The 22,403-nt window shown below is 37.7% G+C and carries 17 protein-coding genes; 9 read left to right on the forward strand and 8 right to left on the reverse strand.

The features are described from left to right. The first annotated feature begins 65 nt into the window (after window positions 1-65). On the forward strand, window positions 66-1,427 hold the full coding sequence (locus EGI26_RS01840; RefSeq protein ID WP_255075971.1) for an MATE family efflux transporter: 1,362 nt from the start codon (window positions 66-68) through the stop codon (window positions 1,425-1,427). An 8-nt stretch (window positions 1,428-1,435) separates the two neighbouring features. Here EGI26_RS01840 and EGI26_RS01845 read toward each other — a convergent pair whose 3' ends face one another. Further along, window positions 1,436-1,999: a Crp/Fnr family transcriptional regulator gene (locus tag EGI26_RS01845; RefSeq protein ID WP_255075973.1), complete on the reverse strand. Its 564-nt coding sequence runs from the start codon at window positions 1,997-1,999 to the stop codon at window positions 1,436-1,438. Window positions 2,000-2,185: 186 nt separating this feature from the next. Between EGI26_RS01845 and EGI26_RS01850 the strand changes: the two genes are divergently transcribed. After that, window positions 2,186-4,549 carry a TonB-dependent receptor gene (locus EGI26_RS01850; RefSeq protein ID WP_255075975.1) on the forward strand — a complete coding sequence of 788 codons (2,364 nt, stop codon included), beginning with the start codon at window positions 2,186-2,188 and terminating at the stop codon, window positions 4,547-4,549. A 259-nt stretch (window positions 4,550-4,808) separates the two neighbouring features. Here EGI26_RS01850 and EGI26_RS01855 read toward each other — a convergent pair whose 3' ends face one another. Together EGI26_RS01855 and EGI26_RS01860 are read right to left on the reverse strand one after the other, a co-directional pair. Beyond that, on the reverse strand, window positions 4,809-5,945 hold the full coding sequence (locus tag EGI26_RS01855; protein ID WP_310587926.1) for a glutamate-5-semialdehyde dehydrogenase: 1,137 nt from the start codon (window positions 5,943-5,945) through the stop codon (window positions 4,809-4,811). 73 nt (window positions 5,946-6,018) lie between these two features. Next, a complete protein-coding gene (locus tag EGI26_RS01860) occupies window positions 6,019-7,689 on the reverse strand; it encodes an alpha/beta hydrolase-fold protein (protein ID WP_255075976.1) in 1,671 nt (556 codons plus the stop codon). Window positions 7,690-7,938: 249 nt separating this feature from the next. Here EGI26_RS01860 and EGI26_RS01865 point away from each other — a divergent pair, with 249 nt between their 5' ends. The 5 genes from EGI26_RS01865 to EGI26_RS01885 all read left to right on the forward strand — a co-directional run bounded on the left by EGI26_RS01865 (window position 7,939) and on the right by EGI26_RS01885 (window position 14,516). Further along, the gene (locus tag EGI26_RS01865) at window positions 7,939-8,982 is read left to right on the forward strand and encodes a 6-bladed beta-propeller (RefSeq protein ID WP_255075977.1); all 1,044 of its coding nucleotides are present in this window, start codon (window positions 7,939-7,941) and stop codon (window positions 8,980-8,982) included. A gap of 248 nt (window positions 8,983-9,230) precedes the next feature. Continuing rightward, window positions 9,231-10,928, forward strand: coding sequence for a DUF262 domain-containing protein (locus EGI26_RS01870; RefSeq protein ID WP_255075978.1), 1,698 nt, complete (start codon window positions 9,231-9,233; stop codon window positions 10,926-10,928). A 239-nt stretch (window positions 10,929-11,167) separates the two neighbouring features. Beyond that, a complete protein-coding gene (purD, locus tag EGI26_RS01875) occupies window positions 11,168-12,454 on the forward strand; it encodes a phosphoribosylamine--glycine ligase (RefSeq protein ID WP_255075980.1) in 1,287 nt (428 codons plus the stop codon). 95 nt (window positions 12,455-12,549) lie between these two features. Beyond that, the gene (locus tag EGI26_RS01880; protein WP_310587927.1) at window positions 12,550-14,049 is read left to right on the forward strand and encodes a regulatory iron-sulfur-containing complex subunit RicT; all 1,500 of its coding nucleotides are present in this window, start codon (window positions 12,550-12,552) and stop codon (window positions 14,047-14,049) included. Next, window positions 14,046-14,516 carry a gliding motility lipoprotein GldH gene (locus EGI26_RS01885; RefSeq protein WP_255075981.1) on the forward strand — a complete coding sequence of 157 codons (471 nt, stop codon included), beginning with the start codon at window positions 14,046-14,048 and terminating at the stop codon, window positions 14,514-14,516. Before EGI26_RS01880 ends, EGI26_RS01885 begins: the two co-directional genes overlap by 4 nt. Window positions 14,517-14,653: 137 nt before the next feature. Here the strand turns inward: EGI26_RS01885 and EGI26_RS01890 are convergent, their stop codons facing one another. Further along, window positions 14,654-15,919 (reverse strand): thioredoxin family protein, encoded by a 1,266-nt coding sequence (locus EGI26_RS01890; RefSeq protein WP_255075983.1) that lies wholly within the window; start codon window positions 15,917-15,919, stop codon window positions 14,654-14,656. A 194-nt stretch (window positions 15,920-16,113) separates the two neighbouring features. Between EGI26_RS01890 and EGI26_RS01895 the strand changes: the two genes are divergently transcribed. Further along, window positions 16,114-16,458 (forward strand): Spx/MgsR family RNA polymerase-binding regulatory protein, encoded by a 345-nt coding sequence (locus tag EGI26_RS01895; RefSeq protein ID WP_255075984.1) that lies wholly within the window; start codon window positions 16,114-16,116, stop codon window positions 16,456-16,458. A gap of 2 nt (window positions 16,459-16,460) precedes the next feature. Here EGI26_RS01895 and EGI26_RS01900 read toward each other — a convergent pair whose 3' ends face one another. Then, window positions 16,461-18,185: a GMC oxidoreductase gene (locus EGI26_RS01900; protein WP_255075985.1), complete on the reverse strand. Its 1,725-nt coding sequence runs from the start codon at window positions 18,183-18,185 to the stop codon at window positions 16,461-16,463. 271 nt (window positions 18,186-18,456) lie between these two features. Between EGI26_RS01900 and EGI26_RS01905 the strand changes: the two genes are divergently transcribed. Next, complete coding sequence (locus tag EGI26_RS01905) at window positions 18,457-19,224, forward strand: LexA family transcriptional regulator (protein ID WP_255075987.1); 768 nt, start codon at window positions 18,457-18,459, stop codon at window positions 19,222-19,224. Here the strand turns inward: EGI26_RS01905 and EGI26_RS01910 are convergent. From EGI26_RS01910 to EGI26_RS01920, 3 genes are all read right to left on the reverse strand, one after another. Continuing rightward, a complete protein-coding gene (locus EGI26_RS01910) occupies window positions 19,221-20,393 on the reverse strand; it encodes a hypothetical protein (RefSeq protein WP_255075988.1) in 1,173 nt (390 codons plus the stop codon). The genes EGI26_RS01905 and EGI26_RS01910 overlap by 4 nt on opposite strands. 65 nt (window positions 20,394-20,458) lie before the next feature. Further along, a complete protein-coding gene (locus tag EGI26_RS01915; protein WP_255075989.1) occupies window positions 20,459-20,824 on the reverse strand; it encodes a hypothetical protein in 366 nt (121 codons plus the stop codon). A 276-nt stretch (window positions 20,825-21,100) separates the two neighbouring features. Further along, window positions 21,101-22,402 carry an MFS transporter gene (locus EGI26_RS01920; protein WP_255075990.1) on the reverse strand — a complete coding sequence of 434 codons (1,302 nt, stop codon included), beginning with the start codon at window positions 22,400-22,402 and terminating at the stop codon, window positions 21,101-21,103. Window position 22,403: the final 1 nt, after the last annotated feature.

Consider the following 22,403-nt stretch of genomic DNA (forward strand, 5'->3'; position numbering starts at 1 on the left):
TAAAATGACCAGTATTTTGCTGGTCATTTTTGTTTTCGTAGGATATTAATGTCGAAATTTGCAACATGTTTACAACAGACCTCAAAAAAGAAATTAACCTTACTCTTAATCTTGCCATACCGATTATTGTAGGTCAACTGGGCGTGGTTATGATGGCCATTACCGACAATATTATGGTGGGTCGTTTTTTGGGGAAAATAGAACTCGGGGCAGCGGGTATTGCCAATTCTATCGCTTATTTGATTGGTTCGTTGGCCATTGGTGGCATGTCTGTGGTGGCTCCAATGGTATCGAAATGTGCCGCCGAAAATGACCATAAAGCACTCAAAGACTTGTTTGTAAGTGCTTTATTGGTGGCTTTGTTTTTTTGTTTCGTACTTACGGGTATAGGGATTTTGGTGTATTTCAACTTCGAAATTTTTCAGCAATCGCCCATTATTAACCAAACAGCACTGGGCTTCTTTCTTTATATTTTGGCCAGCAATATTCCATTGTTTTTATTTTTGGGCCTGAAACAGTTCGCCGATGGCCTCTCTAAACCCAAAGTGGCCATGGTGATTACTGCCGTAGGTTTGGTGGTCAATGGCATTGGGAATTACATACTGATCAACGGATCTTTCGGAATGCCTCATTTGGGTTTTGAAGGTGCTGCCATATCCACTCTGCTTACCCGGGTGGTAATGTTGATTCTCTTATTTTTGTATTTACGCCACAGCAGTACTTTTCAAGGTGCTTTTAAGGCTTTGAGTCTCAAGGTTAATTTTGACCTTACCAAAGAAATTTTGTTTCGAAGTATTCCGGGTGGCTTTCAGGTTTTCTTCGAGATTGGAGCTTTTTCAGTGGCTATCATTATGATGGGCTGGATAAGCGAAACAGCTCTGGCGGCCCACCAAATAGCCATTAATATTGCATCTACAACCTTTATGATGGCCACTGGATTCTCTTTTGCCGGAGGCATAAGAATAGGAGAGGCATGGGGAAAACGAAGCATAAAGGGCATTAAATTGGCGGGTTTTTCGGCTTATTTCTTGGTGTTTTTGTTCATGAGCTTGTGTAGTGTGCTGATTTTGACCTTCGATCATTTTTTGTTAGAACTTTATATAGACGACCTCGAGGTAATCAAAATCGCCCTTCCTTTATTGGCTATTGCGGCGTTTTTCCAACTGTCTGATGGCATTCAAGTGGTTGGACTCGGTGTTTTGCGAGGTTTGGCCGATATAAAATTGCCTACCATCATCACATTTGTGGCGTATTGGGTGGTGGCTCTCCCTATGGGTTATATTTTGGGCTTTGTTTTAGGTCTAAAGTCTATAGGTATTTGGTTGGGGCTTTTGGCTGGACTGACAGTTTCTGCTGTTTTTCTATATTTTCGGTTTAGAAAATTTACAAAAGCAAATTCATTGAGAAAGCGTTTTAATGCTTCATGAATCTATTCTTATTTTGAGGTAGCTCTAATTCGACTCAAACTCACCTGCGTAATTCCTAAATAGGAAGCAATGTGTTTTAGGGGGATTTTTTGAAGCAAATTCGGCTTTTTCATCAATGCTTGATACCGTTGCTCGGCTGTATGAAATTGAATGCCTTCAATGCGTTTTACAGTTTCCACATATCCCGCTTCAAAAATTAACCTAAAAAGCCGCTCAATTTGCGGGAATTTATCATACAAGCCAAATAGTTGGGTTGCGTTGATAGCCACGATTTCAGCGTCCTCTAATATCTGAATGGCTTTTTGAGAGGGGTTTCCAGTAAAAAGGCTTTCAACTCGAGCAATTATTTCTCCTTCGAATGAAAAAGATTCTGTAATATCTATGCCATCTTTATAGTAAAAAATGCGTGCCACTCCAGATTTTAGAAAGTAAATGGTTTTGCATGTTTGTCCAAAACTCTGAAGGTTTTCTCCTTTTTTTAATGTTAATAAGGAGCAGGTTTTCTCCAATGCATTTTTGCTTTCTTCGCTTAAAAGAAGGAATTTGTGAAAATATTGAAATAGCTCATTCATTTGCTCAGTTATCCATTTTATAAGAATCCACAAATTAAATAAAAATAAGTATCAAAGGGTTTCTAGCTTTGAATTATTAAAAATATCAGGATATTTACTGACATGATAAAAGTCAAGATTTTAATCTATTTTTAGTTTATTTAATATAAAAATGTATTTTTCGGAACAGAATAAACCCTAAATAGAATGACTACAAAAATTTGTATATTTTTTTTATACTTAGTAAGCTTCAATGCCTTAGCTCAGAAGCATTTTCAAACTATTTATGGGCAGGTATTGGATAAACAAACCAAAACACCATTGCCTGGAGCTACTGTTTTAGTTGAAAATTCAAATCCAAAATTGGTGGCGTCATCTGATGAAAACGGCAATTTTGTTTTGAACCAAATTCCTATAGGTCGTCAAATTTTGAACATTACTTACATTGGGTATTTGCCTCAAAAATCAGATGCTATAATACTTACTTCCGCAAAAAGCGTTACCCTAAAAATAGAATTGAGTTCGGGAAGTATTAATGCCGATGAAGTGGTAATCAGTGCAAATAAGAATGCTTTTGAGCCATTAAACGAACTTTCGGTGGTGAGTACCCGCTCATTTACCGCTGAAGAAACCGAGCGTATGCCAGCAGGGGTCAATGACCCTGGACGTGTGGCCTTGTCGTATCCGGGAGTACAGAGAGGGCCAGATGATACTGAAAATCAAATTGTTGTGAGAGGTAATTCGCCAATAGGTATTCTTTGGCGATTAGAAGGTGTAGATATGCCCAATCCTAATCATTTTGCGGTTGTGGGTTCGTCGGGTGGGGGAGTATCGGTGTTTTCGGCTCAATTATTGGCCAAATCTGACTTTTCAACAGGAGGTTTTGCGGCAGAATATGGCAATGCCCTTTCGGGTGCTTTTGATGTACAGTTTCGCCATGGCGATATGCAAAAACGTGAACATCGGGCCAAAATTGGAATTCTAGGATTAGACTTCGCCACCGAAGGGCCAATAAAAAATGGAACTTCTTCATATTTAGTTAACTACAGATATTCAACCTTGGGTCTTCTAGGAAAAATGGGATTTTATCTTGTTGGCGAGCGTGTCACTAACGATTTTCAGGATTTATCTTTCAATTTAGTTTTCAAAAAGAAAAAGTCGATTTCTACCCTTTTTGGCATTGGCGGTCTTAGTGAGGAGCATTATTTACCAGTTGAAAACGGGGTGGATAGGAATAAAAACCGATCAAGCGAGTGGGAAGATAGAGTGAAACCTTCCAACATGGGGGCTTTGGGTTATACGTATACCTATATGCCTGATAATAAAACGTATATAAAGGCTGTGGTAGCATTGGTGGGCAGTGATCAGATTAGAAACAGCGATACATTGGATATACAGAATGTAAGATTTAGGTACAATTCGGAGCGATATCTCGACAAACGCTTGGTGGCATCGGTGGCTTATTCTAAGAGGGTTTCAGAAAAATTTTGGGTAAAAACAGGCATTATCGCCAACCAGATTTTTTATGATTTTTTTAAAGAAACTCAAGCCAGGCTTAATCAACAAGATATCAATCAACGGCAAGTGAATGTCTCTGTAAAGGGTGATGGAAATAGCCAAATGTTACAGCAATATGTCCAAACCACTTACAAACTTTCTAGCAAAGTTTCACTCAATGCAGGTATGCATTTTTTAGAATTTTTGACCAATAGAACGGGCTCAGTAGAGCCTAGAATTTCGATGCTATATGCTCCAAATTCGTCTAGTAAACTGAGTTTTGCTTATGGCCGTCATGGCAGAATATTGCCGATGATGACTTATTTCTTTGCAGACTCAACCGGTAAAAACATCAATTTGAATTTAAAACCAGTAAAATCAGATCACTTCATTGCGGCTTTTCATCATTATACACAAAGCCGTATGCGTTTGAGCTTGGAGGCTTATTACCAAAGTATTTTTAATGTACCCATAAGTGCTGATGTTACTTCCAACTATTGGTTGCTCAATTATAGTGCTGATTTTCCTGAATTTCAGGTGAAAAGCCAAGGCTTGGGTAAAAACAAGGGTATTGATTTGGCAATAGAAAAGCAGTTTTCAAATTCTTACTTTTTTCTGGCTACTTTTTCGATTTTAGATTCCAAATTCAAGGCCAATGACGGACTATGGCACAATAGCCGCTTCAATACCAGATTTTCTTCTAGCTATACTTTTGGTAAAGAATTCCCTTTTAAAAACGGTAACATTCTTCAGATAGGCGGTCGGTATTTGTTCAGTGGAGGTTTTAGATATACGCCTTTTGATCCTGTAAAATCTAAAGAAAAAGGGCAATATGTGGGTGATCAAACCAAAGAAAACGAGGGGCAAGTGGCACCATTCCAAAGATTAGACACCAGAATAGCTTATAGATTTAATGGTCAGAAAACTTCTGGAAACATAAGTTTGGATTTTCAAAATGCCACTAACCGACTCAATGCCACTAATATAGCTTATGATTCTGCCAAAAATATTACTTATACAGAATATCGTGGAAGCGGATTTATACCGGTGTTAACTTTCCAATTTGATTTTTGAAATTTTACAGAACACGGATTTAAAGGATTAGATTCAACGAGCGGCCCAGACAGGTTTGGTGAATTTTATTGTAAACATTAACGAAGGTAAATGCCATCGTTTTCTAAACGTTTTACAATCGAATCAATCGTAAATCTAAAATCAAATCACCATCTAACTTGGCCCTCGCCTCTGCAAATCCATTTTTCGGTAACCAATTTCTCTAAAGCAAATGGCCCCCGAGCGTGAAGTTTTTGAGTAGAAATGCCAATTTCTGCACCTAGTCCAAACTCCCCACCGTCGGTAAATCTTGTGGAGGCGTTATGATAAACAGATCTGCGTCCACTTCTTGCAAGAAAGTTTCAGCTAATTTGTTGTCTTCCGTAATAATAGCTTCTGAATGTTTAGAGGAAAAGTGGTTGATATGTTCAAGAGCTTCATCAAAATTATTGACAGTTTTTATCGAAATCTTGAAGTCTAACCATTCTTTTCCAAAGTCTTCTGGCTGAGCATGTTGAAGTTTCGTAAAGCCATTTTTTTCGAAAAAAGGGAAAGCTTTATTATCAGCAAAAACCTCGATATTGTATTTTTCGAAACCCGTTTTTAGTTTCGGTATCAGTTTTTCCAGAACACTTTCGTCCAAAACAGCACAGTCTAGTGAGTTACAAACTGACGGACGAGAAGCTCTAGCATTGACAATGATTTCGGCAGCCATGTCGAGATTGGCCGTTTTTTCCACATAAGTATGACATACTCCAGCACCAGTTTCTATGGTCGGAATTTTGGAATTACTTCTTACAAAATCTATCAGTGACTGCGAACCACGAGGAATAATCAAATCCACATATTTGTCAGCTTCCAGCATTTGGCTCAAATATTTGCGGTCAGTTGGCAAAAGCATTACAATGTCTGTTGAAACTCTGTTTTGGTTCAAAGCTTCATGTATCAAGCTTACTAAATATTGATTAGAGAAATTGGCTTCTTTGCCACCTTTCAGCACACAGGCATTGCCAGACATTATGCAAAGCGAAGCCACATCAACGGTTACGTTAGGTCTCGACTCAAAAATGGCCCCAACCACACCCATCGGCACACTGATTTTCTGCATTTTTATGCCATTGTCAAGTGTTCTTTCGGTCAAAATTTGGCCAGTTGGGTCATTCAAATTGGCTACTTGTAATAATGAATCAGCCAAGCCTTTAATACGATTTTCGTTGAGAAGCAATCTGTCATATTTGGCATCTTTGGGATCCATTAAGTCTAAATCTTTTTTGTTTTCAGCAATGATTTTTGCTGAATTTTTCAATAAGATTTCTGCCAAATCAACTAATATTTGAGCTTTTTGATTCTTTGTCAACCTTCTAATTTGTGAAGCTGCTTTTTGTGTGTTTTTTAATAAATGCTCGATGCTTTCCATGCCTTACGTATATTTTTCGTGGGCAAAGGTCGGGATTTATTGTAAAACAAAAAAGGGCTTTTCAGCCCTTTTGTCATTTCATGTCTATCATTCCTGAGTTTTTAAGAAGCCCTTTGTCTTTTTCCATTAGCTTCCAATCTTTATCAAAAATACCATAGGATATCACATTGTTGATGTTTTTATCATATAACACCCAGTCACCATATCCTGAAAGTATGCTGGCTTTTCCAGCAGAACGCAATCTTGCAAAAGGGCTATTGTCGGCATTGGGCAATTCCCAAAATGGCTGACCGGAGTTTACCAAAATGTATCTATTGCCATTGGGAAAAATAAAACTCAAACTTGCATTTTCTCTTGCAGAAGATTTAAGGGACAAAGGCAAATAAGCGGCATATTTTTCTACTATTTCATTGGTTTCTGCATCACCAAAAAGTACCAGATTTGATCTTTCTATATCATTCGGCCTTACTTCTTTGTCGGATAATACTCTTGGAAATACCATCACCCTTCCCATAAAATCGCCTCTGTAAACACTCCAATCGGCTGCTTGTTCGGCTATTTTACGTCTTTGGTCTAATTGTTCTTTGGTCGGATTCCCTTTTGTTCCGTACACATAAATATGCCTATCGCCTATGGCTTCAGTCATGGGTCCTTCCAAAGCTGGGTTTTTGGTTTTACTATTATCAGGTCTTTTACCCACTGCCCATTTACCATCGGTTTTTATCAAAATTTGGCCATTGGTCAATCCAAAAACAGAAAGGTTTTGTCCGTCAATATTTAGGCTTAGCTTAGATTTTGTATTGAAATTTGGATGTTCAAGAATATTAATAGAAAACGCAGTTATATTTTCTGTTTTTACATCAAGTATGTTTTTGTTTTTGAAATTGGCTTCGATTTTTGCAGTTTCACCAACGTTTTTGTCAATGATTTCAAGCCAGTAGGCTTTGTTGTATTTCAATTGACTGGTCGTGAACTTTACTTTGTCAGGGAACGGATTTCTGGTGAACTTCGAAAACCAAGTAAATATAAATTCGTCTTTGTAGGCATTTACCCAACTGTCATGTTTTACACCAGGATATTCTTGATAAGTTACTTTGGCTCCCGCAGTTTTAAAATCTTCCACCCATTTTCTGGTGTTTTCAACTTTCACAGCTGGGTCCTGGTCGCCTTGAAAAAAATGGACAGGCAGATTATACACATTGTCTAAATACTTGATAGTCTCCGCTGGAGGAGCAGGACAAACAGGTGCAATAGCCGCCCAAACGTCAGGACGTGTGAGTCCAACCCACATCGTACCGCCGCCGCCCATCGAAAGGCCAGTAAGATACATACGGTTTTCATCAATATTGAAACGTTTTTTTGCATCTGCAATCATATCCCAAACATCTTTCTCGGCTACACCTTGGTAGCCCATGGTACCTCTAACGTTTGGGGAAATTACAATATAATTTACATCTTTCCACTTCGGAAACTTCAGGCTGGCTTCTACATCGTTTTCGCCTTCGGCATTGCTTTTGCCAAAAACTCTACGCAAAGCCAAACGGTGATTAGAACCTGCTCCATGAAGCATAACAACCAATGGATAAGTTTTTTTCTCGCTATAATCTTTCGGAATATAGCAGCCATAGGGTTGCTCAGTATCATCAACGTCCGAATGGAAAGTGAGTACTTGTGGACCAGAAGGGAGGGTTTGTGCAAACGAAGAAATGATGGATAATAGTAAAAATACAATTGAATATTTCAATTTTTTAGGAAAAACATGGCTCATTGTACGTAAGGTTTAAGAAAGATGGTAATTTTTCATGACCCAAATTTTTAAATATTTATCCATATTTCAAATCAAAACATCTAAAAAGTGCGTTTTGGAAGACAAGAAAAAGCTGATTTTCTAAAGTTTTTTAAGAACTATCGATTTTTTAAGAAAAATATTAAGATTAAAACAAAGAAAAAATATTATTGAGTATTTTGCGTAAACTATTCAACAGAAAGTAACATGTATTTAGATAGAAGAAATTTCCTTAAAATCGTTGGTGTGTCGTCAGGTTTGCAGATGATGCCTGGCTTGAGTTTTGGTAAAAATGATGAAATAATCATCGGCCACAATACCCATAAGTATAAAGTAGTGGTAGGCTGGGGAATGTTAGACGCTCAAAAAACACCTGTGAACGATTGCCATGAAATGGTGGAGGATGCCGCAGGAAGGCTGATTATGTGTACCAACGAAACCAAAAACAATATCCTCATTTATGACAAATCAGGCAAATTGCTCGAAACATGGGGTAATTCTTACCCAGGAGCTCATGGTCTTACAATATTCAATGAGGGTGAAAAACAGTACCTTTTGATATGTGATAACAGCCGAAATCAGGTAATAAAAACTGACTTAAAGGGCAAAGAAATTTTTAAAATTGAATATCCCAAGGAAACAGGTGAATACCAGTACCCAAGCCAGTTTGTACCTACCGAAACTGCCGTAAGTCCTTACAATGGAGATATTTATGTGGTGGACGGTTACGGCAAAAACTTTGTTATTCAGTATGATTCTAGTGGTAAATATATCAGGCATTGGGGTGGAAACGGCAACGAGGATTTTAATTTTAAATGCAACCACGGAATAGTTGTTGATATTAGAAACCCTTCAAAACCAACACTAATCATCACATCTAGACAGCAAAACTGCTGGAAGCGTTTCACACTCGACGGCAAATATCTATCAACTATTCATTTGCCAGGCTCATTTATTTGTCGTCCGGTTCTTAAAGACGACAACCTTTATGGAGCAGTTTATCGCTCTACCTCTGAAGAATACCCTAATTCAGGTTATATACAGATTCTTGACGAAAACGACAAAGTGATTTCCTCACCAGGAGCTTCAGAACCCATTTATCAAAACGGGGTATTGCAAGAACAAAGAAAATCAGACCCCGCCAAAGTGTTTATGCATCCTCACGACGTATGCATCGACGGTGACGGAAGTATTTACATACCGCAATGGGCATCTAAAAAGACTTATCCTGTTAAGTTGGAGCGGGTGTAGGAGAGGAGTTTTTGAGCAATGAAGTTAAATATAATTGAATTTGTTTTTGTAAAGTGCCTTAATAGTAATAACTAAGTTAATCTGTGTAGTAACTTTGTTACTGCGTTATAGGGAGTTTTGAAAATGAATACTTTTATTTACAATTTTTATGTTGATTAGAAAAAAAATCGCAGAATTTGATGAATAGACTCTAAATATACAAATAAGTTTGATTTAACATTGATAGACTAATATTTGAAATAACAAAAATGTCGCAATTTATAACTTTAAATACGATTATTGGAAATGGGAAATCTTATAAAGTGCCCATTTACCAAAGAGATTATTCTTGGGATAAAGATGATTGGGAAGATCTGTGGAATGATATTGAAGAAATACCCAATGATAAAACTCATTACTTAGGTTATTTAGTTCTCCAGCCTATAAAGGATGGAGAAGAATCCTTTTGGATAATTGACGGACAACAGAGATTAACAACCCTGTCCATTTTAGCTTTAGCTGTCACTGCTCTTTTTAGAAAGTGGTCCAATGAATCTATTAATAGTATAGAAAATAATATAAGATTTGAAAAAATCACTGAGAGGTATTTAGGTAATTTTTCAACTTCAAAATTGGCGATTAGTCCCAAAATAATATTAAATAGAAATAATGACGACTATTATCAAAGTTGGTTATTAAAGCTAAGACAGCCAGCTACTTTATCAAGGTTAAAACCTTCTCAGCGTTTATTACAAAAAGCGTTTAATTACTTTTTTAATGAACTTGAAGAAAAATTCAAAAACAATAAATCTGGAGCAGACTTAGCGGATTTTTTGGAAAAAGTTGTTGGGAACGGAATAGTTTTTACTCAAATAATTGTTAATAATGACTTAGATGCATTTAAAGTATTTGAAACATTAAATGCAAGAGGTGTGAAACTCTCTACAGCTGATTTATTGAAAAACTATTTGTTTAAACTTACGCATCAATTGGGCGAATTAGATTTGGACGAAGCAGAAAGGAGGTGGCAAAATATTTCAAATACAATTCAATCTAATGACTTAACAACATTTATACGCCATTATTGGAATAGTAAATTCAAATTGGAAAGACAACCCACTTTGTTTAAGGCAATAAAAAGAGAAATTGGAACTGCTGAAAAGGCATTCCAGTTTTTAAATGATTTAGAAGAAGTGAGTGTATTCTACACTGGATTCAATAACCCAAATGATGAATTATGGGATAAGGAGGAGAAACTTTCATTAAAGTTGCTTACATTGTTAAATGTAAGTACTTGTTATTCATTAATGCTTAGTTCTTTAAAGAATTTACCTAGGGTAGAATTTAAGATTATATTAAAAGAGATATCATTTATCACATTTAGGTATAACTTGAGTGACTTAAATCCCAATGAAGCGGAACGTGTTTTTAGTAAAGTTGCAAATGATATTTCAGATAAAAATATTATTAATGCTAGAGATGCAATTCTATCTCTAAAATCGATTTATGTGATTGATGATAATTTCGAACAAGTTTTCTCTACAATTAGTATTAACACTCGCAGAAAAAAAGATTTGGCAAAATATATTTTAGTAAAAATAGAGAATCAAATCTCTGCAAAAGATTATCAACCAGAAGAAGCCGTTGCTACCATAGAACATATTTTGCCGGAGAACCCAGGAAGCAGTTGGGAAGAATACTTTGCGGTCGAAGTACAAGAAGATTATATTTATAGATTAGGTAACTACAGTTTACTTGAAGGTAATATAAATAATAAACTCGGAAACAATATGTCTTTTTCTGAGAAATTAGAAAAATATAGATCTTCAAGTTACAAATTGAGCAATGAGTACTGTAATTATGAAAAATTCACTCCAAAAGAGATCACTTTAAGGCAAGATAAGATGGCTAAGTTTGCTAAAGCTATTTGGAAGAGTGCGTACTTACAACCCAAAAGCAACTCCTAATTTAAGAAATTATGTTTGGAATTCACAATTTCTGTGTCAATTGAATAATTTATTTTTGAGTAGCTCTATAAAATAGAGATTTCGAAAAGATTTAAGATAGATATCCCATTTATGGGTAACCTAAGTTGTACGGATAAATTATCTAAAAAGTAATTCGCACACCTATTCTGTCTAAACTCAGACGCTGTATTTTGTTCCCACCCCTTCAATACCTATTTTTGTATTTTTAAATACAGAAAATGAATATTCTTATAATAGGTTCGGGTGGTAGAGAGCATGCTTTTGCATGGAAAATGGCTCAAAGCAAAAAATGCGACAAACTTTTTGTAGCTCCTGGCAATGCCGGTACAGGCCAAATAGCCACCAATGTTGATATCAAAGTAGATGATTTTGAAGGAATAAAAAAACTGGTTCTTTCGGAGAGCATTGGTTTGGTAGTTGTGGGGCCTGAAGATCCGTTGGTGAAAGGAATTGTGGATTTTTTCAAAGCCGATAAGCAACTCAAAAAAATAAAAATAGTTGGCCCAGATGCTTCTGGGGCAAGGCTCGAAGGTAGCAAGGACTTTTCTAAGGCTTTCATGCAAAAACATGGTGTACCCACCGCTTTTTCTGAAACTTTCACAAGAGAAACTTTAGAGGCTGGACTTGCTTATCTCGACAAACAATCTGGGCCTTATGTACTCAAAGCCGACGGCTTGGCTGCTGGAAAAGGTGTAATTATCACTGAAAGTAAAGACGAAGCAAAAGCCAGTTTGAAAGAAATGTTGACCGAAGGGAAATTTGGCGAAGCGGGAGACAAGGTATTGGTAGAGCAATTTTTAAAAGGAATAGAACTCTCGGTTTTCGTACTTTCTGATGGTAAAAACTATGTGATTTTACCAGAAGCCAAAGACTATAAAAGAATAGGAGATGGCGATACAGGACTCAACACGGGCGGAATGGGAGCCGTTTCTCCAGTGCCATTTGCTGATGCTGCTTTTATGAAAAAAGTAGAAGATTTGGTAGTTAAACCCACTTTGGCCGGACTTCAAGCCGAGGGAATTCATTACGTAGGTTTCATTTTCATTGGCCTTATGAATGACGAGGGCAATCCGATGGTGATCGAGTACAATGCCCGTATGGGCGACCCAGAGACAGAAGTGGTTTTGCCAAGAATTAAAACCGATTTTGTAAAGCTGATGGCCGCCGCCGCCGATGGCAAATTAGACAAAATAAAATTGAGCATTAATTCAAAATCAGCAGCAACCACGATGGTGGTGGCTGGTGGATATCCTGAAGAATACAAAAAAGGCGACTTGATGGAAATTCCTGAGGCGGACAAAGATACCGTGATTTTTCATGCAGGCACAAAAACTACAGAAGCCGGAGTAGTGACCAACGGCGGAAGAGTGATTGCACTCACAGGATTGGGCAGAACCATGACTGCGGCAGTAAAGAAATCGCAAAAAATGGCCAAAAAAGTAAAGTTTAAGAAGAAGTATTTCAGGAAAGATATTGGCTTGGATTTAATGAAATATTTGGATTAATGGTTAGTTTTGTTTTTAGAAAATAATTAGAAAATCGTTCCGCATTGATTTTTGGCATAAAAAAGCCTTGCAATCGGATAAAAATATATATTCTTATGGCGTGTGGACAATGCTCATCCGGTGGATGTGGCAATATAAAAAACGTAGCAGAAGAAAAATCCAATCACAAAACTACCGCAGGATGTAGTTCGGGAGGCTGCTCAACAGGAGGTTGTAACAAAATGAATTCCTTCGATTGGCTTTCTAACATGGAATCGCCTAGGAGTAGCAGATTTGGTGTTATAGAAGTTAAATTTAAGGGAGGACGAAAAGAGTATTTCAAAAACAAAAGCAATCTAGATTTATATACTGGCGACTTTGTGGTGTGTGAAATGCCCACAGGGTTTCATATTGGTTCGGTTTCGTTGCAAGGCGAATTGGTGCGTTTGCAGATGATCAAAAAAGGTATCAAAGAGTCAGACGAATTGGCAGTTATTCATCGTTTGGCTACCGAAAAAGACCTTGAGAAACACAGCCAAGCCATCAACCGTGACTTGCCAACTATGTACCGCACCAGAGAAATCTGTAAGGAACTCAAACTTAATCTGAAGCTTTCAGAAGTAGAGTTTCAGTCGGACAATTCAAAGGCCACGTTTTTTTATTCGGCAGACGATCGTGTAGACTTTAGAGAGCTCATAAAAATGTTGGCGGGAGAGTTTAAAGTACGTATAGAAATGCGTCAAATAAGCCTTCGCCAAGAGGCCGGAAGACTGGGCGGAATTGGCTCATGCGGTAGAGAGCTTTGCTGTTCTACTTGGCTTTCAGACTTTAAAACTATTCCAACGGCAGCCGCAAGATACCAAAACTTGTCATTGAACCCTGCCAAACTTTCGGGGCAGTGCGGAAGGCTCAAATGCTGCTTAAACTACGAGTTAGAGACATACATTGATGCTATCAGAGATATTCCTGTGGTGGATAGGTCGCTAAAAACCGAAAAAGGTGACGCTACACTCCAGAAAACAGATATTTTTAGAAGAATCATGTGGTTTAGTTATCCAAACGAAACCAACTGGTACCCGATAAACTGTGCCCAAGTGGCCGAAATTCAGAAAATGAACGCAGCTGGTAAAAAACCAGTAGGGTTGGAGAATTTGGTTGAAATATCAGAATTTGTATCTGCCAAACCGACTAGTATCAATAATGATTTGGAGCGTTTGGATAAAAAATATCATCAAAACAAAAAGAAAACTGGGCCTAAAAAACCGAATAATCCGAATACCCGCCCAGAAGGAAATAGTGCTGCAAGGCAGAGTAATCCTCAGCAACCAAGGCCTAATCAGCCGAACAACAATCCGAATGCGAGAAATGAAGCAAACTTGGCAAAGCCAGCTAACCCACAAGGTCAGCAACAAAGGCCACCTCAGCCTCAAAATAGACCAAATCCTCCAAGACCACCACAGCCAAAGGTAGAGGGAAGTATACCGAATACGCCACCTCAACTGTCAACAGGAGGAAATCCTACTGGAGCAGAAGGAAATGTGGAGAATAGAAACAGAAACAAGAAAAGAAAGAAGAATAGAAATAACAATAACCGACCAGATAAACCAGAGTTATGAGAGGTAAAATAGCGATATTGGCATTGTTTAGCCTTATTTTGGCCTGCAAGGGAAGTTCTGATTTGAAGGAGATTCGTGATTTCAAGAATTCAGAGTGGTTTATTGCAAAAAAAGAAACATTCGAATTCGAAGTGAAAGATATTCAGAAAGTATATGATTTCAACTATTTGGTGAGAAACACGGTATCGTATCCATATTATAATTTGTATTTAAACCAAACATTGACAGACGATAAGGGCAAAGTATTGGTGAATTCAATGGACGAAGTGATTCTCTTTAATCAAAAAACAGGCAAGCCTTATGGCGACGGCATGGGTGATATTTTTGATAATAGGGTAGCCGCACCAAAGCTTCAAAAATATAAGTTTGCTAAGTCTGGCAAATATAAATGGACGATTGGCCACAACATGCGTCCAGATCCGTTGCAAGGTATGATGTCTATCGGTGCAGAGGTATTAGGTAAATAAAGAAGAGTAAAGCGATAAAGATTCAGACCTGAATTTTAGCAGAAAGGAACTAATTGAAAAATATCAAAAAAGGCACAATTCCTAAGAATTGTGCCTTTTTTGTTTTAGACGATTTATATAAATCGGGATACTTTTTCTTACAATTTCTCTATCAAAGCCGAAAACTTGCTTAAGTCTACCTGAGCTTTTGAGGCCAGATTGCGAGCTTGTTGGGCGTCGGCTTTGGCTTTTACAATGTCTCCAGTTTTTTGATTTAGCTTGGCGGATTCAAAATAATATTCAGCCAAATATTGGTCTTCTTTCAAAAGAGCTTTTCCTTTGTTTAGCCATGCAGAGGCTTTTGGAGCGTAGTTTTTGTTTGGATAATAATCGTTAAAAACTCTTGTGATATACACTAAAGATTGACCATTTGTAGAAAACTTGGCCGCTATCCTTTCCCCGATAGCTAAGGCTTGTTCAGGTTTTCCTTCACGTATTAGAGCTTTTACATCAAACTCCCAAATTACGTTTTCTGTATATTGACCAGCCCCTGTGAGTGTCATGTATTTCTTTACTAAGTTTAATTTGGCTGTTCCATAGTTTTGACCTCTAGGGCTATATAACGAAGATTGTATTATGCCGCCTAAAATATTGTTTTCATTGCCTGCATGCCCGTCTTTTTTCTCAAAGGCTGCTGCCGTTGCCGAATTGTTAAACCAATGCACGGCAAAGCCATTCTCCATATCGGTTACACATTTTTTGGTCAATTTCCAGCTGGTTTCGCTATTTAGTTGGTCTTTTGGGTATATTTTGAAAACCTCCTCGGCGGCGGTAATGGCCAATGTAGTGTCTTTTGTAAGGCGAGCATAAGCCGCCAGCTGAACAAGCAAGTCTAAGGATCTGTCGCCCTTATCATATCTTGTTTTGAAATTAGAGGCTCTTTTTTCGGTATTTTGAGCAGTTTCGGCAGCAGTTACTATGGTTTTTATGTCGGGAGTTACTTCGGCTTGGTGTACAATTTTACCGTCGCCATCAAAATACAAAAACTGTGGAAAGCTAGGCAAATAAATATTCCGTGCATTTAAGAATTTTACTTGTTCGGCATTGCCCACATCAAGTTTATAATTGATAAAGCTACTGTTGTATTTGGTAGCTACTTCTGGCTTCTTAAAAAACGGCTCAATTCCTTGGCAAACTGGACAAGTAGGCGAGTAACACTCTACAAAAAGTAACTTGCCAGAAGCTTTGGCTTGAGCGAGTGCGTCGTCGATGCTTGGATTCCAAGTGACTTGGGTTTTATCGATATTCTCAGCAGAGGCTGTTGCTTGAGTGTTGCCGTTTTGGGATTTAGACTGACAGCTTGCAAAAAGCAAAACCGAAGCTAAGCTGGTAATTTTAAAGATATTCATTGGAGTTAAAATCATATTATGCTATTTTTTGAAAATGCTCGTAAAAATTGAAAATTATTAAGTCCAAAACAAATATTTGCTTGTTAATATTGAGTTAATCGTAAATACTAAGCCAAATTGCTAATAATAAATCTTGTAGAACTTAAAGCAATTTATTTTCTGTCAAAGCCTCAAAATGTCTTAAATTTGCATGAAATTAACATTTTTATATGCTGACAGTTTACGGTATTCCCAATTGCGACACAGTAAAAAAGGCCTTAGATTTTCTAAAAAGCAAAGGAGAAGAATTTACGTTTCATAACTATAAAACAGACGGAATCTCAAGAGATAAACTAGAAGAATGGCTTCAGCAAGTTCCGCTGGATAAGATTGTGAACAAGCGAAGCACGACTTTTAAAGACCTTGACCAAGTTCAAAAAGATGCACTGGATACGCCACTTTCGGCCTTTGAAGTTATTATGCAACATACTTCTGTAATAAAACGTCCCATCATTGAAGATCAAAAAATAGTGGCTGTAGGTTTCGATAAAGTACTTTACGAAGAGCTTTTCTAGACTTATAGGTTTCTCTTTTTAAATTCTTTAACAGCGAAATCACATGCTCGTGCGGTAAGTGCCATGTACGTCAGCGAGGGATTTACACAGTTGGAAGAAGTCATAGCCGCACCGTCTGTTACAAATACGTTTTTACAACCCCAGATCTGATTGTTGGCATTGAGCACCGAGGTTTTTTGGTCTCTTCCCATCCGGGCAGTTCCCATTTCGTGTTTCGATAAACCTAAATGAAAATCAGCTTTGTTATACGATTTTATGTTTTTATACCCAGCCGCTTCTAAAAGTTCAGCGGCATCGTTTTGCATATCTATCCGCATTTTGTGTTCGTTTTCTTTTATTTCGGCATCAAAAACTATTTTTGGGATGCCAAACTGGTCTTTTTCGGTAGCATGCAAGTATAGCTGATTGTCTTCATAAGGAAGACATTCGCCAAACGAGCCTAAGTTTATGTTCCATCCGCCCACTTGTGCTGCCTGTTCTTTTAGTTCTGCACCGAATAAGTCTCCGGGTAATGATTTGGCCCAGCCAGCTCGTCCAGCTCCGCCTTGGAGATCAAAGCCACGCAGATAATCTCGTTTGTCGTTACCTATGTTTCTGAATCTTGGCATAAAAATACCATTGGCTCTGCGGCCGCTATAATATTTATCTTCAAAACCCTCTACCGAAGCCGAAGCACCGGCTCTAGAGTGATGATCCATGAGGTTTTTGCCCAACTGCCCGCTATCGTTGCCGAGTCCATTAGGAAATCTTTGAGACTTTGAGTTGAGCATAATGGCTGTTGTAGCCATGGCCGATGCATTGATAAAGATTACTTTTGCATAATATTCGGTCACTTCTTTTGTAATGGCGTCTACTACTTCTACACCATCTGCTTTTTGTGTTTTTTCGTTAAAAAGTACTTTCGATACTATGGAAAAAGGTCTGAGCGTGAGGTTTCCAGTTTTCATAGCCGCTGGTAAAGTAGCCGCTTGTGTGCTAAAATACCCTCCATAAGGACAGCCAGAGGAGCAGGCGTTGCGATATTGACACGACGACCTCCCCAAAGCGGTTTGTTCAGCGGTGGGTTTGGTAATATGTGCTACCCTGCCAATGGTTACTATTCTGTCGTTGCCATATTTGGCTTTTATTTTTTCTTGAAAACTGGTTTCTACGCAGTTCATGCCCATGGCTGGCTGAAACACACTGTCTGGCATATGCGAAATATTATCATAGCTACCAGTAACACCGATGAATTTCTCTACATAGGCATACCAAGGCTCTATGTCTTTGTATCTGATGGGCCAATCTATGGCTATGCCTTCGCGAGCATTGGCCTCAAAGTCGAAGTCGCTCCACCTAAATACCATTCGCCCCCAAAGCAACGATTTGCCTCCCACTCCAGCTCCTCTGTACCAGTCGAATGGTTTTTTGCTGATATATGGACTGGTGTCTTCTGGTAGCCAGAAGTCTTGGTTGGCTTCGTTTATAGGATAATTTCCTTCAGCTGTTTGTACAGGAAATTTCGCTCTAGTTTCTAAGGTTATCCTATTGGCATGTTCAAGCTCCCAAGGGGCTTTCATGGCAGATTTATAGTCTTCTATATGTTTAATGTCTTTGCCTCTTTCTAATAGTAGAACTTTTAACCCCTTTTGGCAGAGTTCTTTGGCTGCCCAGCCGCCACTTATACCCGACCCTACCACTATGGCGTCGTAGGTATTATTTTTTTTACTCTTAAGGTTGAGGTTCATTCTGAAAGGTTGAAAATTTATTTCAAAGATAATCAAATGTCTCTTTTATTTATATTTAGCAGATGCCTGATTTGGGTAGTTTTTTGACGCCTTCGTCGCTCTCGTCTTTGTCTTTACATGACGAGACGCATGTGTGTATAACAATAATGTTTGTGAGGATACAAACATAGGTAGGAGTAAATGATAAAAAAATTAGCAATATGAAATTTGTGCAGGATTGAGTTTGTGTTTTACTTAAAATATTACCAATTTTATGGTAAAATACTTAGCAATGAAAAAAATCAGTAAAAATATAGCTCATTTACGGCATCTGAGAGGAATCTCTCAGGAGTCTCTAGCTAATGACCTGAACATCACCCGATCGAGATTGAGTTCGTGGGAAGAACACCGAGCTGAGCCGCCTATAGATCTCATCGTGAGGTTGTCGGAGTATTTTACGGTTTCGATTGATTCTCTTTTGAAAATAGATCTAACCAAAGTGAATGATTTAAGAGATTTGCTCAAGATTGGAGGCAATAGGATTTTGTTTCCGGTAATGGTAGATAGCGACGGGAAAGATTTAGTAGAACTTGTGCCTATTAGAGCATCAGCAGGCTATTTGCAAGGATTTAGTGATGAAGAATTTATAGAGAACTTACCTCGTATTTCATTGCCTTTTACTGATGCAGGCAAATTTCGGGGCTTTCCTATTCAGGGAGATTCTATGCCGCCGCTGGAGACAGGGGCCTATGTAATAGGTAAATACGTAGAAGACGTCAACGACATAAAAGATGGTAAAACCTACGTGGTATTGACCCAAAACGACGGCTTAGTATATAAGCGATTGTATAATAAAATAGAACAAGACGGCACGATACATCTTCATTCAGACAATAAGACGTATTATCCTTATAGAATAAAACCAGAGGAGGTTTTTGAACTTTGGAGTTTTGTATGCACGCTTAATCCTACTGACAGACCCATCTCTGACTTGGTTTATAATACTATACAGAGCATTCAGGCTGATGTGGCGGAATTGAGACAAAGTAGGTTAGGTTAGGCTTTCAACTGTATACCTTTTTTTATCAATAGGATATAATCAATACTATAAAGAACAATAACAGTTAGAAATATCAGTGACACAAACCAAGGCTGAAACCAAATAGTTTGGAATTCCGTAATGTTACCTTTTAAGATTTTAGATGCTCCTTCCATGTTTAGAAATACGGCCAAACTTACTAGGAAAAACCTAAGGTAATCTTTCCTGAGAAGAGCCAAAGTGCCAGCAAATAACACCAATGGGTGGGAATATCTGGCGTGCATTTGGGTGTTAAAATAGGTAAAGAATAGTATCACTAATACACAAACCAGTAGGACATTCTCAAAACTGAAATCGAGTTTAAGACTTTTGTTGAATATATTTAGGCTTTTAAGGGCAAATGGTAATAGTACAAAGCCTGAAAGCCCAAAGAAACTAATGAGACCAAATGAGTTATAACTGAAATTAAACACTCCCATGTTATCATTAATAAGATCAGGTCTTTCGAATATCAGCGACCAGATATTATAAGCACCCATGCTTACCAACGGATATCTGCCCATGCTTTCGGAGAAAGAATTCAATGCCAGTTTAAAGTCACCTACATATATAAAAGGGAAAATAACTAAGGCTTGCAGTAAGACGGCTGGCAAGAGGGTAGTTGCGATTTTTGGTAAAGTGTAATGCTTGATTTCATGAAACAATACAAGAGCTATTATAGGGAAGAAAATAATTCCTTGGAGTTTGAAGTTTACACATAAAATAAAAAATATCAGGCTTAAACTAGGCTTTTTGAGTATGGCAAAAGTGATAGAAATAAAAGCAAAACCAGTATAAACACCATCTACTTGTCCAAAAAGTACGTTATCATACCAAAATGCGATATTAAAAAATATCATTAGCGGCCATAAATAAGGATATTTTACTTTTTTTAAATCTAGGATTTTATAAACACAGAAAATACTGAGTATCTCTATAAACAGTGTTATGTATTTTAACTTGTAAATATACAAATAGATGTTTTCTGAAGTGGTTGAAAACTTTGCCAACAACCACAAGAAATAATGTACAAGCGGAGGATAATCAACTCGTAATTTATAGATGTTTTGTACACCAAAATGATGAATATAATTACACCAACTGAACCAACAGTTGCGGTCATTATAGCCCCATACATAGGTTTTTGGCATAAAAAAACACCCAATCACAAAAATTAGAAGATAACATAAGATGACTTTGAAGTCTTTTGAAAGTTTCATCTTGTGTCGGATTTTATTTTCTTGTAATAAACAAAGTAGCCTTTGGTGTCGTCATAATAGGCCAAACTATTTTTGTCGTAGACAGGAAAGAGAAGCGACTCATAGTTGTTTTCGAGTGTAATGGAGGCACCCTCATATTTTTTGTTTGACCAAATCCTTTTGGTTACACCGAGTTTGGTTTTAACTTCAATAGAATCTTGCAAGCTAGTATCTATCACTATTATTGGAAATCTACTCTCGCAATTATTGAGGTCGTCTTTACAAGTTACGTCTTTCCACGTACCTGCGATTTCGAATTTGTTTTCTTGGTTTTTGCAACAAATCGTGCCTAATAGGAAAAGCAATGTCAAACAAAATCTCATAAATTTATGCAAAAGCAATATTTCTACTCCATTTTTCGAAAACAAAGATAGTTCATTTACCCTAATTTTCTTTTGCCCGAATTATTTTATTGCTCAAATTTGCCCTTTTAAGTCTAATTATTTAATTTTTTTATACTTTGAGAGTCATTTTTTATTTAATGGTAAGGCAATAATTTTGTAAAACATCCTATTTCAACACAAAAAAAGTAGAACTAAGATTTCTCTTAATTCTACTTTTTATTATTTAAAAACAACTGAGTGTTTTGCCAAATTTCTTTATAATTCTATTTTTTTCATTTTGGGTACCAAAATGTGCATTATTAACCAAGCTAAAAGATACGCCGCTCCACAGATTAAGAACATTATGAAATAAGCTGTTTCTATTTGATTTATGCTTCTATAATACACAAACATGTTTTTCTGTACTGCCCAAGTAAGCAAAATACCGCCCATACCGCCCATCATACCACCTATTCCAGTTACCGAAGCCGTCGCTTTTTTAGGGAACATATCAGACACTGTAGTGAATATATTGGCCGACCAAGCTTGATGAGCCGCCGCCGCTATGCCAATTACCAACACCGCCAACCACATGTTTATTCTACCGGCATATTGAGAAAGTACCACAGGGAGCACACATAGAGCAAAAATAAACATAGACGTTTTACGAGCCTTGAAAGCCGGCATATTTCTGTTTATAAATGCCATCGGCAAATAACCCCCACCCACACTGCCTATTGTGGATATCATATACACCACTGCTGTCGGTATGGCTATTTCGGTAAGTGTAAGTTTGTATTCACTCTGCAAGAAATCTGGCAACCAGAAAAGGTAAAACCACCAAACTGGGTCCGTCAGGAATTTACCAATTGCAAATGCCCAAGTTTGACGAAAAGTCAAGAGTTTAAACCAAGAAACTTTCTCGTTTTCTACTACTTTTTCGATGTTCTCGTCCTCTTTATCAGAGTGAATATAATCATACTCTGCTTGGCTGAGTTTTTTAGAATCCTTTGGCGTAGTATAGTGTTTTTGCCACAACACCAACCAAATAAAACCTATTAGTCCGGTTAAAATAAATGCCCACTGCCAACCCCAAGCTGCTGCAATAAACGGGACCGTTAAGGGTGCTACTATTGCCCCGATGTTTGTTCCTGAGTTAAAAATACCAGTAGCCAAGGCTCTTTCTTTTTTAGGAAACCATTCCGCAGTACTTTTTATAGCTGCTGGGAAATTTCCTGCTTCGGTAACTCCCAAAAACGCACGAGCAATCATAAAACCAAATGCTGAATTGGCAAATGCGTGACCAATAGCCGCCAAACTCCATAATCCAGTGGCCATGGCGTAGCCTTTTTTTGTGCCTAACTTATCTACAACGCGGCCTGCGATGAGCATTCCAAAGCTATAAAATAGCTTAAAGGCTATTTCAATGTTTGCATAGTCGCCATCATCCCATTTGAGTTCATCTGAAAGGACAGATTTTAAAAGGCTGATTACTTGCCGGTCGAGATAGTTTACGGTGGTCGCAAAAAACACGAGGGCACAGATGGTCCAGCGATAGTTTCCGATTTTGTTCTCCATT

This window comes from Lacihabitans sp. CCS-44, assembly GCF_024343735.1.
In the GTDB taxonomy this organism is placed as follows: Bacteria; Bacteroidota; Bacteroidia; order Cytophagales; family Spirosomataceae; genus Leadbetterella.

What these genes read in the sequence shown, in the direction of transcription:
- EGI26_RS01890 (WP_255075983.1), bottom strand. Translation starts at nt 15,919, where the DNA reads ATGATTTTAACTCCAATGAATATCTTTAAAATTACCAGCTTAGCTTCG.
- purD (WP_255075980.1), top strand. Translation starts at nt 11,168, where the DNA reads ATGAATATTCTTATAATAGGTTCGGGTGGTAGAGAGCATGCTTTTGCA.
- EGI26_RS01870 (WP_255075978.1), top strand. Translation starts at nt 9,231, where the DNA reads ATGTCGCAATTTATAACTTTAAATACGATTATTGGAAATGGGAAATCT.
- EGI26_RS01910 (WP_255075988.1), bottom strand. Translation starts at nt 20,393, where the DNA reads ATGCCAAAAACCTATGTATGGGGCTATAATGACCGCAACTGTTGGTTC.
- EGI26_RS01895 (WP_255075984.1), top strand. Translation starts at nt 16,114, where the DNA reads ATGCTGACAGTTTACGGTATTCCCAATTGCGACACAGTAAAAAAGGCC.
- EGI26_RS01850 (WP_255075975.1), top strand. Translation starts at nt 2,186, where the DNA reads ATGACTACAAAAATTTGTATATTTTTTTTATACTTAGTAAGCTTCAAT.
- EGI26_RS01840 (WP_255075971.1), top strand. Translation starts at nt 66, where the DNA reads ATGTTTACAACAGACCTCAAAAAAGAAATTAACCTTACTCTTAATCTT.
- EGI26_RS01855 (WP_310587926.1), bottom strand. Translation starts at nt 5,945, where the DNA reads ATGGAAAGCATCGAGCATTTATTAAAAAACACACAAAAAGCAGCTTCA.
- EGI26_RS01905 (WP_255075987.1), top strand. Translation starts at nt 18,457, where the DNA reads ATGAAAAAAATCAGTAAAAATATAGCTCATTTACGGCATCTGAGAGGA.
- EGI26_RS01880 (WP_310587927.1), top strand. Translation starts at nt 12,550, where the DNA reads ATGGCGTGTGGACAATGCTCATCCGGTGGATGTGGCAATATAAAAAAC.
- EGI26_RS01865 (WP_255075977.1), top strand. Translation starts at nt 7,939, where the DNA reads ATGTATTTAGATAGAAGAAATTTCCTTAAAATCGTTGGTGTGTCGTCA.
- EGI26_RS01845 (WP_255075973.1), bottom strand. Translation starts at nt 1,999, where the DNA reads ATGAATGAGCTATTTCAATATTTTCACAAATTCCTTCTTTTAAGCGAA.
- EGI26_RS01885 (WP_255075981.1), top strand. Translation starts at nt 14,046, where the DNA reads ATGAGAGGTAAAATAGCGATATTGGCATTGTTTAGCCTTATTTTGGCC.
- EGI26_RS01920 (WP_255075990.1), bottom strand. Translation starts at nt 22,402, where the DNA reads ATGGAGAACAAAATCGGAAACTATCGCTGGACCATCTGTGCCCTCGTG.
- EGI26_RS01900 (WP_255075985.1), bottom strand. Translation starts at nt 18,185, where the DNA reads ATGAACCTCAACCTTAAGAGTAAAAAAAATAATACCTACGACGCCATA.
- EGI26_RS01915 (WP_255075989.1), bottom strand. Translation starts at nt 20,824, where the DNA reads ATGAGATTTTGTTTGACATTGCTTTTCCTATTAGGCACGATTTGTTGC.